At 43.6% G+C, this 13,376-nt stretch carries 10 protein-coding genes; 7 read left to right on the top strand and 3 right to left on the bottom strand.

Annotated elements, in window-relative coordinates; genetic code table 11:
• Positions 1-36: 36 nt before the first annotated feature.
• Positions 37-234 carry a PA3496 family putative envelope integrity protein gene (locus tag L3V32_RS14020; RefSeq protein WP_005392088.1) on the bottom strand — a complete coding sequence of 66 codons (198 nt, stop codon included), beginning with the start codon at positions 232-234 and terminating at the stop codon, positions 37-39.
• A 361-nt stretch (positions 235-595) separates the two neighbouring features.
• Here L3V32_RS14020 and L3V32_RS14015 point away from each other — a divergent pair, with 361 nt between their 5' ends.
• From L3V32_RS14015 to L3V32_RS14005, 3 genes are read left to right on the top strand one after another with little or no spacing between them, the layout of a single operon-like run.
• A complete protein-coding gene (locus L3V32_RS14015) occupies positions 596-1,450 on the top strand; it encodes an ABC transporter ATP-binding protein (RefSeq protein WP_237284548.1) in 855 nt (284 codons plus the stop codon).
• Positions 1,447-2,379: an ATP-binding cassette domain-containing protein gene (locus L3V32_RS14010; RefSeq protein ID WP_237284547.1), complete on the top strand. Its 933-nt coding sequence runs from the start codon at positions 1,447-1,449 to the stop codon at positions 2,377-2,379. Before L3V32_RS14015 ends, L3V32_RS14010 begins: the two co-directional genes overlap by 4 nt.
• Complete coding sequence (locus L3V32_RS14005; RefSeq protein ID WP_047009714.1) at positions 2,379-2,846, top strand: hypothetical protein; 468 nt, start codon at positions 2,379-2,381, stop codon at positions 2,844-2,846. The genes L3V32_RS14010 and L3V32_RS14005 overlap by 1 nt, the downstream gene beginning before the upstream one ends.
• A gap of 289 nt (positions 2,847-3,135) precedes the next feature.
• Here the strand turns inward: L3V32_RS14005 and L3V32_RS14000 are convergent, their stop codons facing one another.
• Positions 3,136-5,106, bottom strand: coding sequence for a replication initiator protein RctB domain-containing protein (locus L3V32_RS14000; RefSeq protein WP_104972136.1), 1,971 nt, complete (start codon positions 5,104-5,106; stop codon positions 3,136-3,138).
• Positions 5,107-6,346: 1,240 nt separating this feature from the next.
• Here L3V32_RS14000 and L3V32_RS13995 point away from each other — a divergent pair.
• From L3V32_RS13995 to L3V32_RS13980, 4 genes are all read left to right on the top strand, one after another.
• Positions 6,347-7,564, top strand: a complete 1,218-nt coding sequence (locus L3V32_RS13995) for an AAA family ATPase (protein WP_005374503.1) — start codon at positions 6,347-6,349, stop codon at positions 7,562-7,564.
• A gap of 7 nt (positions 7,565-7,571) precedes the next feature.
• On the top strand, positions 7,572-8,546 hold the full coding sequence (locus L3V32_RS13990; RefSeq protein ID WP_237284546.1) for a ParB/RepB/Spo0J family partition protein: 975 nt from the start codon (positions 7,572-7,574) through the stop codon (positions 8,544-8,546).
• A 105-nt stretch (positions 8,547-8,651) separates the two neighbouring features.
• Positions 8,652-10,679 carry a tRNA(Met) cytidine acetyltransferase TmcA gene (locus tag L3V32_RS13985; protein WP_237284545.1) on the top strand — a complete coding sequence of 676 codons (2,028 nt, stop codon included), beginning with the start codon at positions 8,652-8,654 and terminating at the stop codon, positions 10,677-10,679.
• 251 nt (positions 10,680-10,930) lie between these two features.
• A complete protein-coding gene (locus L3V32_RS13980) occupies positions 10,931-12,610 on the top strand; it encodes a DUF342 domain-containing protein (protein WP_237284544.1) in 1,680 nt (559 codons plus the stop codon).
• A gap of 52 nt (positions 12,611-12,662) precedes the next feature.
• Here the strand turns inward: L3V32_RS13980 and catC are convergent, their stop codons facing one another.
• Positions 12,663-13,331 carry a type C chloramphenicol O-acetyltransferase gene (gene catC, locus L3V32_RS13975; protein ID WP_104973207.1) on the bottom strand — a complete coding sequence of 223 codons (669 nt, stop codon included), beginning with the start codon at positions 13,329-13,331 and terminating at the stop codon, positions 12,663-12,665.
• Between the last annotated feature and the right edge of the window lie 45 nt (positions 13,332-13,376).

Here is a 13,376-nt window from a genome sequence, read left to right as displayed (position 1 = left end):
GACTACCCTATGGATTGCTATACCAAACTAGAGCAATCAGTGTATCAAGCCAAGCTCCCTTGCTTCTTCAATGGTCAATCCACTTTCACGGATTTCACGTAGCGCTTCAATGCGTCTTCTGGCTTCTGCTGATTTCACTGTTTTCTCAGGCTTCACAACGGCTTCTTCATCAGGTAATTCCCATTTGTGAGCGATGTTGGTCATCTCGTCATGGTCGATAGAATTAATGGACATATTTCCTCCGAACACACCATGTTTTCGATGCGTAATCTATAGCAAAACAGGAACGAGGTGGTAAGAAAAACTGTAGGGAAATGTGACCCCTCCCGCCCTTTCGTTAACTCCTTAATAGATCCATCATTTAAGTTTTGCCAAGGGGCAAATTTACGATTAGATTTGAATAATTCCCCCTAAGAAAAGTGTGCTGATCCAGCTCTCAATTCTCGTCTTCCTTGACTTCATTAACAACGCCGGATACCACTTTTTATTTCGCCTAACTTTCGAGTCACTTCACTGATTCACCGCTTGCCACTTTCTAAAAACCATCACACCTGATAATGATAATAATTATCTTTTACATTGGTAAGGTGTTTATATGGATGGTATTAACTTAAATCATGCATACCACAATAATCCGGTCATCCAGATCCGAGATTTATGCGTCGATTACATCACCGATAATGGTGATTTCAATGCGGTAAAATCCGTCAGCTTCGATATCGGCAAAGGGGAAGTATTTGGGCTTGCTGGTGAATCGGGATGTGGCAAAAGCACGATCGCATTCTCGATCAATCGTCTCCATAAGCCGCCAGCGTTCATTTCTGGCGGTAAAATATTATTTGATGGCAAAGACATTCTTAGCCTCTCAGATTCTGATCTAACCGCTCTGAGGTGGAGTGAAATCGCCATGGTGTTTCAAAGCGCGATGAACTCACTCAACCCTGTCTTAACGATCCAAGAGCAATTCGCAGACGTATTGCGTCATCACCAAGGACTCACCAACGCTCAAGCGAAAGATCGAGCAGAAAAACTATTGGACTTGGTCAATATTCCGCGAGAACGGTTAACGGAATACCCTCACCAATTTTCAGGTGGAATGCGTCAGCGCTTGGTGATTGCCATTGCTTTGTCTTTGAACCCTAAGCTGATCATTATGGATGAGCCCACAACCGCTTTAGATGTGGTGGTACAAAGGGAGATTTTACAACAAATCTATCAGCTTAGAGATGAATTTGGCTTCTCAGTACTCTTTATTACGCACGACTTGGCGCTGATGAGCCAATTGTGTGATCGCATTGCCATCATGCGGCATGGAGAAATCGTCGAAGTCGATCAGGCATACGAAATTCGTAATAATCCTCAACATCCCTACACACAAAAGCTATGGGCTTCTTTCCCAAACATCCACGACGTCCACAAACAACCAGAGCGACTAGGAGCGCAATCATGAATCAGCCTATCATCCAAATGAAAAACGTGATTAAAGAATTCAGAGTAGGCGGTGGTTTAGCGAAAGAGGAAACCTTCCGTGCGCTCCAAGGCGTGAGCTTTGATCTGTATGCAGGAAAAACGCTGGCTTTGGTTGGAGAATCAGGCTGCGGTAAAAGTACGTGTGCTCGCTTGATCACTAAAGTCTATCCGGCAACAGAAGGCGAGATCCTTTTCAATGGCACTAATATCAATGAGATTACGTCACGCTCAGCGCTCCAAGAGTATCGCAGTAAAGTACAAATGGTGTTTCAAGATCCGTTTGGCTCACTCAATCCAACTCATACCATTCGCCATCATCTCACACGCCCTTTAAAGATTCATAAGCAAATCAAAAGCGAGCGTGACATTCCTGCCCGTTTGGAAGCGCTTTTAAATTTGGTGGAACTACCTGAAGAGACATTAAATAAGTTTCCTCACGAGCTTAGTGGTGGACAACGTCAGCGAGTAAACTTAGCACGTGCTCTCGCCGTCGGTTCGCAAATCATTCTTGCGGATGAGCCAACATCGATGCTGGATGTCTCCATTCGCCTCGGGGTACTGAATCTAATGCAGCGCATGAAGCAAGAGCTAGGAATCGGCTTTTTGTACATTACTCATGATTTGGCGACCGCACACTACATCGCGGAAGAAACAGCTGTGATGTACAAAGGGCAAATCGTTGAATGGGGTGATACACACTCAATACTGAAGAATCCGCAGCACCCGTACACCAAACTATTGATTTCAGCCGTTCCCGATCCAGAGCTTCCTTTTGGTAACTTAGTGAAAAGTGAGCCAAACTATTCGATAGATGCCGATGAAATTCGTAGTCGTAGCAGCATCATTGTCGACGAATTTGATCAAATAGGACCCAATCACTATGTAAAACAATGGACTGAGGCTGCGTAATGGAATTGAGGACTTGGCAAGATCAGATCGCCATGTGGTATGAACATCGGAAGCATGATCAAGTTGAAAACCTGGAAGCGATCTTATATCAAGCGCCCGACGGCGTGTTTGGCCCAGAACTGAACGAAGTTCAAAGCAAAGCGATTGCTTGCTGGCTAGACGGTTGTTTACGTGTGTTTCAACATGCTAGGTACCAAGATCCTCAAAAAGCGTATCAAACCTTGCTTTACACGAGCGCAAAGCTTGAGCAAGCGGCATGTCAGGTATCGACCGATATTCTGATAAAAGATTGGTGTTTAAAGCGACTTCAGCACCTTACCGTTTTAGCGTTAGAGTTTTGTAATCAGCAATGCGATCAAAATGAGTGGCAACAACAAGCACATAACTTGATCGAGTCGCATGTTGCTTTGATGCGTTCTTTACACTGGAATGAAGCCAAGAAGCATGATCAAGGTTTATCTCATTAATCTGGAAAAATGATCAAGGCTTACTTTGAGGAATTTGAGGTAAAAAAAAGCGAGTTTCCTGAGGAGAAACTCGCGAAGTCTATTCAGAATGAATGTAACAATATGAGCCAATCTATTAATCATCAGAAAGGACAAAAGGTTGTCTATTCGTGATAAATAGTAGTCTCAGGCTTGGCTCCTAATGTCAGTGATTTGTTAGAGTTAAGTCTGTTTTTTATCATCGAAAGACATTGTTACATTTCAAATCAATACGCCACGCCTATTGCTTGATACACATCAAGCAACGCTTTTAAATCGCCATTTCATCCAGAGCGCGGAATACCATTTCATCCATATGGCCATCGAAGATTTGACGGCACACTTTCCGACGTACCGCTAATCCAGCAATCAAGCGCTCAATGGTAAGGTGCTTAACATCATTTTGGGTGTTAAACAGCTCGACGGTTTTGCTTAATGTCTCATAAGGAATTGGCTCATCCCCTACCCTTAGCCAATCAAGCTTCTCTATGTAATCAGAGCACTCTTCTTTGATTGAGGCATACGAGTGCCCTGTCATCGCAGATAAAGCCGTTATACTGCGTTCTAGAGCCTCTGGTGAGGTATATTTAGATAAAGTAATGGTGATCTCGTCTGCATTGATCTCTACCAGGTGTTTTCTTTGCTTCACGCGGCGGCCTAAATTCCCTCTTGGAGATGGCGCTTTGCGTTGGATAGGCTCAAATTCGCCGTCTATGATGCCTGAGAGCTCTTCAAGCTGTTGTCGGGTAACCATCTCATTACGAAGTGGGTTTGGCAGCGTAGGCGCCATGTTACGCTTTCCTGCGTTGGTTGTTCGCGCACGTGAATAACGTAAGACTTCTTCCACATCGCATTTTATATCGATCTGGTAGTCCATCACTTTGTCATTCTCGATCATAGTTTCGATCGTCAGGTGATAACCCCACAAATTCACGACAAACAGCTCATCCGTTCCCTTACCATCCGATAAACGCTTCAGCTCTCGGATCAAATCCATCGAGAATCGTCGCCATTCAATGTTACGTGCCAGCTTCTGGTTTAATTCACTCAGCAGCATGCAGTCAGTATGACGACGCACCATGCGGCTACGGAAGAAAGAATACAGTTGGAATACCAAAGTATGTTGCTTCAAGATCTCTGGTGGGAACAAGAAGAAATAATCACGTGTTAATAGTTCTTCATAAAACGAAGGCTCCCAAACCAAAATGTACAAGTTTGGCTTGATACGAATTTCACCATCGCTTCCCTCTACAGGCGCTTCTTCAGACGCAGTGATGGTTCGAGCAAGAAAACGAAAACGATCACTTTTGAATCCTTCTGGCATGTTTTCACTTAGCCAACGACCAGTAAGTTCATGCAGCTGGAAATCGGTAAACTCAATACGATCAATGCTGTCGCGAATAGAATCACGTGCTGGACCACTGTCTTTTTTGCCTCGAAGCGACAAAATATCAGTAATGTATAACGGCGTCTTGTTCGGCACGTGTGCTGCGTCGAGTTGATACTGATCTTTGTGATGATCATGGTATTGCACGGTCAACGTGAACAGAGCAAACAAGGTCATCAGATCATCCACAGTCATGATATTTTTGGATGATCGCGTTTCAATAACCGCTTTGGTACCAGAGATCGACACCATGGATTTCTGATAACTTTTTCGAGTTCTTGGTGGTGCAAGTGCTTGGTCAATGATCCCAGCCCAATTCGTTGGAGACACGACAAATTGATCGGCTTCATCTTTCATCGTTGGAGGGGTATTCAACCCATGTTCATTCAACAAACGCTTGTTGACTTGGGTTTGAGCCAATGCTTTTGAACGTTTTTGCTTTTCGTTTTGGCGTACTTTGTCTGTAACAAGACTTGTTGCACCCAACACTGAAATAAGCTGATTAGGATTAACAAACTTATGTAACATCGTCTTACCAGCAAGTCCTTCTTCAAACCGCACTGGAGTTTGAGTAAACAAACCAATGTTTACTGCTGCACGTAAGCGTTGTTGCAGAGCTGCACGAGTGAGTTGTCCGTCCGTCGCTTCCACAATCTCTGTGGTTGAAACCAATCCATCTTTGCTGCTGAAACCTCGCAATGAGATCAGATTAAGCAACTCTAAGATGCTTTTGGTCACCCCTTTGAAATGTTGGTACTGCTCTACCCAATCTGCAGAGGATTCATGTACCTCAAAAAGATGGCCATCCTTATGGCTTCTAGGTGCTTTAATCAGAATTTTTTCATCAGCCGTCATTTTAGATCCAGATCACACTAGCCGTAGTTGTGCTATGGTTCCGAAGAATAAAGAAAAACAGATCATAAATAAAGAAAAAAGATTGTTTTTTAAATAACTGATCTTTTTGATTAATCTGATCTTAATTGATTATATGATCTAATGATCTGGCTGTCGTTTTGCCGCTAAGTGCATGTTCTATAAAGTGATTATTTTCACGAGTGTCGGAACTATGATCATGTTAATTCTGAAACTATGATCAACAATAGCCTGAAAGCATGATCACATTTGCTCGTAAGCATGATCATTAAGTTTATGAAAAGATGATCAAAAGAGTCTTGAAACGATGATCATGATGTTTTTACAGGTTATCCACAGATGCTGTGTTTAATAATGATCTTAATGAGGATTTTATTGAGCATTGTCGATGTTATTGATACTCGGATCGATGATCAAGAGCTGAGATAGCTATCGTTCTGGAGATAATATTGATGATAAATTACGCATGTGATGAAAATACATCCAAGTAGCTCTTATTCCGCAGTAAAACCTAGTTTCGGACTATTCTTAGGAAGCATGATCATGAGAGTAAGATTTATCATAGTCACTTGAACAATTTCATTGTTCCGGCTTCTCTATCCACTAATTTCTTCTCCATCCCCCATTCTGACTGCATTCAACCGTAAATTAGAGACAAAAACTCATGCTTCCGAGAGATTCTATAGCTTGATCATATTTCCGATTGATGGATCTTATTTAATCCGCGTGTTTACACCCTCGTCTACTCTATTTTTCCATGATCATGCTTTCGTATTTGTGTTTTATCATGGAAGCATGATCATAAGCATACCTTGATCATACTTCCATAGGAACATCACTTGAACTGCCCTTTTTGGCTCGGATACATGATCAAGGTTGTTATTAGCGTTCATGTTGAAAGATTGCTTTCTATTTTTTGTTTAAATTAGGTTGGCCTAACATAATCCGTAATTTAGCTTAAGAATATAATCGTTCCGGTAGAAAATTGATTTACATTGTAAATGAGTGACGCTGTAACACTTTTATTTTTAAGTTTAAGGTGTCCATTTATTCGAAGATTATTTAATTAAAAATAGTTATGTTTTTTACCATAAATCATAAAAGCGTCGATTTGAGTGTTTTTTTATGTGATGGTTATTCAAAATGTTCGTGCACCTTTTTGTTGTTTTTGGTCTTTACTGCTGTACAATTGCAAGCATAAATCCTTCCAACGGAATTTGGCATGAAAAGAGAAAAAACGATTGAAAACCTTCTTGAGTTGGCGGAGCTGACTCAGCAGGTTCAAGCTGACCGTATTGAAATTGTTTTAGAAGAGCGAAGCGATAACTACTTCCCACCAATGTCTAAGGCGATGATGGAAACCCGTTCAGGTTTAACTCGTCGTAAGCTCGATGACGCGATTGGTAAGATGGAAGCGGCTGGCCATCAATTTACTAAAAATAACGCGAATCACTATTCAATTACGTTAGAAGAAGCACATATGCTTATGGATGCGGCTGAAGTGCCTAAATTTCATGAGCGTAAGAAGAATTCAGGTAACAAACCTTGGATTATTAACGTGCAGAACCAGAAGGGTGGTACAGGCAAATCAATGACAGCGGTCCATTTAGCGGCATGTTTAGCGCTAAATTTGGATAAACGCTACCGTATTTGTTTAATCGACTTAGACCCACAAGGCTCGCTACGTTTATTCCTCAACCCACAAATCAGCATGGCAGAGCATGACAATATCTATTCTGCTGTAGACATTATGTTGGGTAACGTGCCTGATGGTGTAGAAATTGATAGTGAATTTTTGCGTAAAAACGTATTGCTGCCAACGCAATACCCGAACTTAAAGTCGATTTCAGCGTTTCCAGAAGACGCAATGTTTAATGCTGAAGCATGGCAAACGCTATCTGAAGATCCATCACTCGATATCGTTCGTCTGCTAAAAGAGCAACTGATTGATAAAATTGCTGATGACTTCGATATCATCATGATTGATACCGGCCCACACGTTGACCCACTAGTATGGAATGCGATGTATGCATCAAATGCGTTGTTAATCCCTTGTGCGGCTAAGCGTCTGGACTGGGCTTCAACAGTAAACTTCTTCCAGCATTTGCCTACGGTATATGAAATGTTTCCGGAAGACTGGAATGGTCTTGAGTTTGTTCGCTTGATGCCAACCATGTTTGAGGACGACAATAAGAAGCAAGTTTCTGTTTTAACTGAAATGAACTATCTTCTAGGTGACCAAGTTATGATGGCTACTATCCCTCGTAGCCGTGCGTTTGAAACCTGTGCCGATACCTACAGCACAGTATTTGATCTGACAGTAAGCGATTTTGAAGGCGGTAAGAAGACGCTAGCCACCGCACAAGATGCTGTTCATAAAAGCGCACTGGAATTAGAGCGTGTGCTGCATTCTAATTGGCCGTCATTGAATCAGGGGTAATAAGTAAATGGCTTTGAAAACGTCTGAATTAAACGCGAAATTATTTGGCAAAACGAATAAACGTCGTGTTGTGACTCCACAAGAGGCGCAAACCGCGGCAAAAGAAAAAGCTCAAACGATTGAGCTAGCTGTCGCAGGTGAAAACATTGTTCAGTTTGAACTTGTTCGTATTCCTGCAGAGAAAGTCGCGACAGAAACAACGGTGTTTGTTGATAACGCTCGTGAGCAATCGTTCTTAAACGAACATGCTTTATCTGATGTTTTAGTCACACTCAAAGAGCGTGGCCAACAATATCCAGCGGTGGGTCGTAGAACTAAAGATGGCAAGATTGAAGTTTTAGATGGTAGCCGTCGTCGCATGTCTTGTATCCTCGCGGAGCAAGATTTTTTGGTTTATGTTGCTGACAACATCAATACTGACCATGCAAAGTTTTTGTCTGATGTGGCAAATGCTCACAAGCCGCTCTCTTTGTACGAAAAAGGTAAAGAGATGCAGGCTAAACTAGATAGTGGTGAAGCTGAAGATCAGAAAGCATTGGCGAAAATGTTCCAGTGCAGTGAAGCGTTAGTAAGTGGCGCTTTAAAAGCCGCAGCATTACCGTTAGAACTGCTTCAAGCGTATCCGAATGTTGGCGATCTCGGTCGCCCAACAATCGTGAAACTGCACAAACAGTTTTCAACGCTAACGTCAGAGCAGCAGCAAGAGCTGTTAGATAAATGTCGCTCTAGCGAAGGGTTTTTATGGCAGCGAAGCACAGCTCAAGGCGTTGCTCGTCTGACAAAAGAAGTCACGGAAAGCATCGAAAACTGGATCGCTGAGCTTGCACCAGCAAAACCTGGCAAGAAGACCGAAAAAGTCGACTTAGTAAAAGGTCGAGCAAGCTACAGCCGAAAAGGTAGCAGTCTGGCGTTGAACTTGAAGAAAGTTGACGACAGCTTGATGGAAGAGATTCTTGCCTTTGTGCAAAACAAGCTGCAATAACAAAAGATGATTGAATCAACCGCCTCCGGGCGGTTTTTTTATATCTGCGAAGCGTCAAATTAAAGATGTGATACCATTGCGTCAGTTCAACGTTGGATAGACAAAATGCAGACACAATCTGATTTCCTTTCATCACTTCAACAACAAGCTCACCAATCTTTCCAAAGATTCGGCATCGTCATTCAAGGCGAGTCTTCTTGGCAAGATGCATTGGTGTCAGAGTTCCATAAAACACAGATGTATCAACGTTGGTTTTGTGTCGGCGATTTTGGTTTGGAAAACGCATACAGTGTTTCGCCTAAACAAGGGCGCATGTTGTTAGGCAGAGAGTGTGACGTTCTATTGTTTGATGCTCGAAATGGTTTTGACGCAAATAGCTTTACCGCCGCGCTTGGTTCATTGGTTGGCGGTGGTCTTCTTATTGTCATTACTGAGTCGCGACAACCTACGAATTTTGCTCAGCAATGGATGCACAAACAATGGGAGAAGCTCGTTGTTATTGAGCAAGACAAAGCATTGCCAACGTCTCCAGACATCAAGCAAGCAGAAAAAGAAAGCCACTACACGGAACAAGAACATGCCATTTCTCTAATTGAAAAGGTGGTAACTGGACATCGAAAGCGACCGTTAGTTTTGACCGCTGATCGTGGGCGCGGAAAAACAAGTGCCCTCGGCATTGCGTGTGCGAACTTATTACAGCAGAAGCCACTTAGAATCTTAATTACGGCACCATCTATAAAAGCTGTTGAGCCTGTTTACCAACATGCTTTGCGGTTACTTCCTAATGCGCAGCGTATTAGGAAGGACAGATTAGAATCAGGGCAGGGAGCCATTCAATTCATTGCTCCTGACGAACTTCTATCGAGCCGACCTGAATGTGATTTGTTACTTGTCGATGAAGCGGCTGCAATTCCAGTTCCTATGCTTAAAAGCATTACCGAACATTATCATCGACTCGTTTTTTCTACGACTATTCACGGTTATGAAGGTTGTGGCCGGGGCTTTACGATTAAATTTGTTGATTGGCTTCAGAAACAGCGTTCGCGAATGAAAACATGGCACATGACACAGCCCATCCGCTGGAGCATGAATGATGCGCTCGAATCATGGCTCTATGACGCGTTTTTGTTGGATGCGGAGTTTACGCACCATCAACTTAACCAGGTCGACTCAATTTCCCTTTCTAAAGCCGATAAGGACGATTTGATATCGCAGCCTAGTTTGCTGCGCGAGTGCTTCGCTCTTTTGGTTAATGCTCATTATCAGACCTCGCCGAATGATTTGATTCACCTTTTGCAAGACGACAACAGTCAGCTCTATTTTGCTAAGCAAGATAATGCGGTTGTGGGGGTAATATTAGCGGTCGAAGAGGGTGGGCTTGACGCCGAATTGGTTGAAGAAATTCAGCTTGGTAAGCGTCGTCCTAAAGGACACTTAGCCCCAGTTACGATTGCAAACCACCTTGGATTCCCCAATGTTGCGAAGCTATCGACGCTGCGAGTCATGAGAATTGCTGTTCATCCGGAATTGCAAGGAAGAGGCATCGGTCAAAAAATGTTGCAGCAAATTGATCAAATGGCGGCTAAACACATTGCTTACTTATCCACGAGTTTCGGTGCGACGGAAGAGTTGGTCCATTTCTGGCGACAATCGAACTTCCGTGCAATTCGCTTAGGGTCAATGCGCGATGCTGCTAGCGGTTGTTATTCAGTCTTGATGGTCAAACCTTGTGATTCCCAACAGACGGCTTGGGTCGATGAATCTCAGGCGCTATTTGAAGAAATGTTGTCTAACAATGTGGCTGACGTCTATCCAAAATTAGAAGCCTCAATTTTTCGAGCTCTATTACCGCAACCTTTGGGAATGAGTCCACTTCATCCCGCTAAGTTATTACTAATTGAATGCTATGCTGATGGTGGTAACAGTTATGAGTCCGTGTCTGCTTGGCTTCAGCAGTGGTTACTTAACTTAGGTTTGAACTCCGCTTCCGACTTGATGATCAGTAAGCTTTTTCTTAACCGTAGTTGGACTGAATGTGCTCAGCAATTTGGTTTACCTGGAAGAAGGCAAGTTGAGCAGCAGTTAAGGGACGAAGTAAGACACATTTGGAACGATTTACACTGTAAACACTAAAGGGAAATTTACACTGTAAATGAAATTATTAGGAGCTGATTTTACACTGTAAATCCAGCTCCTTTTTATTTCGGCGTGTATTTTGATTGAGCTTTAGGTTAAATCGAAATGCTCTCTTAATATCTGTTTAACCGTTATTGATGGATTACTTTCTTTAGTGACGTGAGCCCTATAATAAGAAATGCGAGGTTTGTTCAGAAAACGGATTTGGGTAGACTGAAAGTGTTGATGGGAAGCAAAGTGGTAAGGGTATGTGGAAGCTGTGTCTTGAGTTATCTGAAGATAAGACCAAGGTGATAGCCCGTCTTCCGGGAGAAGTGGACCTCGGTGGTGAACTAAATCAAAATGAATTAAACGAGCAGCTCGTCGCAGTGAACGCTGAAAAGATGTTTGTTGTTGAGGGGGAAGTCGTGAGATTCATTAACTGCGCCAAAGAACGTAAAGCCGAGGCTTACGAAGGCATCGTCATTGCGGAAAAGCGCAACGCGCAAGTTGAGGTTGAATTATCGAATAATGACATGCTCGCCAGTATGAACGTTGTCGGCGCGTACGGAGGCCGAGGTTTACGTGGCCCCGAGATTGTTCAAGCCCTTGCTCAAGCGCGAGTTTCGAAAGGCATCAACAAACTGGCTTTGAAGAAAGTGTTGGTTGTCAGCACTCAGCTCAAACCCGGCGAAACTTTTTCTCAACCTGTAGCGGTAGGTAAGCAACCTATCAAAGGCAAAGACGCTCTTTTTACTCCTCTCGTTAAAGACATCACCAAACGCATCCTCAAACCCAAAGACGGCCAATCTGCTAGCGACAAAATTGATTTACGTAACCTCGGTGAAACTATCGCGGTTGACGTAGGCGATGAGGTGATGCGCCGCACGCCTGCGACCCAAGGTACGCCTGGTTTTACTGTTCAAGGGCGAGTGATTCCTCCACAAGCTGGAAAAGACAGCCCAATGAAGCCAGGCAAGGGCACCGAGATAAGCAAGCACGACCCAAACCTATTGATTGCATCGGTATCCGGTACGCCTCTGATTAAAGACAAAACCATTGAAGTTGATAACGCACTTTGCCTCAATAGCGTTGGCGTAAATACAGGTCACGTGAAATTTAAAGGGAATGTGATTATCGGTGGCAATATTGAATCCGGAATGATTGTTAAAGCAACGGGCTCTATTACTGTAGGCGGCTTCATTGAATCGGCTGACGTACAAGCGCAAGACGACATTCAAGTTGGTAAAGGTATCATTGGCCACACCGTGAGTGATGGCCAGCCAAAAAGTTGTCACGTCAAAGCCAAAGGTTCGATTCGTGCCAGCTACGCCCAATATTGTGATTTGCAAGCCGGCGAAGATATTGAGTTGGCGGTGCACAGCATGAATAACGATATTGTTTGTGGGCGCAATCTGACGGTGCTGGATGCGAACGGTAGGAACGGCACGCTCAGCGGCGGAGATGCAAAAGTCGGTGACAAAGTTGTGTGCTTACAATTGGGCGTAGAAGGCGACACCGTCACTAAGGTAGAAGCGTTCGCGCGCTATTCTGCATTTAAGGAGCGATTGGCAGAGCTCAAAGATCAATACAAACGCGCTCAAGAAGGAACGATGGATGTGATTCGTAAAGAGCTCGAATTTAAGAAACGTCCTAAAGCCGAACGTACCGACGAAGAACAAGCTCAGATTGATGTGATGAAAACACAAAACAACGAGCAGCTTGAAGCGATAAAGCAAAAGCTAGAACAAACGGAACATGACTTTGAAGTCGCGTTAGAAGAAAATATTGTCGAAGCCAAAGAGCGTGTCTTCACTCGCGTGACGGTGCAGTTTGGCGACGAACAAGTAACGACAAAGCGCACTCATGGCGGTTGTTCGTTCCGTTTCAATCAATACGAAATTAAAGTCTCGGCGAACTTGGAAGAAGAGGACGTCGCTGCGGTTTAAGCTTTCTTACTCACTGAGCCCACACGCCGCAACAAGATGTGTGGGCTTTTGTTTATCTACAATACAAATCGACAATGTGCTCTTGATAGTAGTCCGCAAGCCCACCGACTTGGCTGCTACACATTACTTTCATTGCTTGTTTAATGTGTTCTATTGGCCAGTTCCACCATTGGATATTGAGTAGAGTTTCAATCTCTTTATCGCTAAATCGTTGACGTACGACTTGGTTGTTTCCAACCACCACCGAATAAGGTTGGACGTCTTTCGTCACTACGGTGCGTGCTCCGATGACGGCTCCATCGCCGATGTTTACTCCGGGCATGATCATCGCCTCGCTGCCAATCCAAACATCATTCCCCACCACCGTGTCTCCGGCACGCTCGAAACCGTCTTGTACGCCCTCTCCAAATTCTTCAGGAGAGAAGGGGAAGGTTGAAATCCAGTCAATGCGATGACCTTGGTTTCCTGCCATCATAAAGGTGGCTCCAGAAGCGATGGAACAAAACTTGCCAATGATTAATTTGTCGATGCTACCGGGTTCTCTACTTTGCCATTCTTGAAGTGTGACGGGGTCACCCAACAAGTAGCGTACCGCTTGCTCTTCGAAGCTTTTTTGATGATAGAAGCCCGAGTAATAGCTGTAATCGCCAACGATGATATTGGGATTAGTGATGTGATCTTTAATGACTTGACCTTTTAACCACGTGTCGAAAACACTCATAACTCATCCTTTCAAATTTAGGTTGTACAGAGTTTAGATGCTTTC

It is taken from the genome of Vibrio sp. J2-4, assembly GCF_021728155.1.
GTDB classification, from domain to species: Bacteria; Pseudomonadota; Gammaproteobacteria; order Enterobacterales; family Vibrionaceae; genus Vibrio; species Vibrio diabolicus.
The sequence above is the reverse complement of the archived record's forward strand: the minus strand, read 5'-3'. Positions and strand labels throughout refer to the sequence as shown.

Excerpts from the sequence above, each read along its gene's own strand:
- L3V32_RS13985 (WP_237284545.1), top strand. The coding sequence starts at position 8,652 with ATGCAGACACAATCTGATTTCCTTTCATCACTTCAACAACAAGCTCAC.
- L3V32_RS14010 (WP_237284547.1), top strand. The coding sequence starts at position 1,447 with ATGAATCAGCCTATCATCCAAATGAAAAACGTGATTAAAGAATTCAGA.
- L3V32_RS14000 (WP_104972136.1), bottom strand. The coding sequence starts at position 5,106 with ATGACGGCTGATGAAAAAATTCTGATTAAAGCACCTAGAAGCCATAAG.
- catC (WP_104973207.1), bottom strand. The coding sequence starts at position 13,331 with ATGAGTGTTTTCGACACGTGGTTAAAAGGTCAAGTCATTAAAGATCAC.
- L3V32_RS14005 (WP_047009714.1), top strand. The coding sequence starts at position 2,379 with ATGGAATTGAGGACTTGGCAAGATCAGATCGCCATGTGGTATGAACAT.
- L3V32_RS13980 (WP_237284544.1), top strand. The coding sequence starts at position 10,931 with ATGTGGAAGCTGTGTCTTGAGTTATCTGAAGATAAGACCAAGGTGATA.
- L3V32_RS13995 (WP_005374503.1), top strand. The coding sequence starts at position 6,347 with ATGAAAAGAGAAAAAACGATTGAAAACCTTCTTGAGTTGGCGGAGCTG.
- L3V32_RS14015 (WP_237284548.1), top strand. The coding sequence starts at position 596 with ATGGATGGTATTAACTTAAATCATGCATACCACAATAATCCGGTCATC.
- L3V32_RS13990 (WP_237284546.1), top strand. The coding sequence starts at position 7,572 with ATGGCTTTGAAAACGTCTGAATTAAACGCGAAATTATTTGGCAAAACG.
- L3V32_RS14020 (WP_005392088.1), bottom strand. The coding sequence starts at position 234 with ATGTCCATTAATTCTATCGACCATGACGAGATGACCAACATCGCTCAC.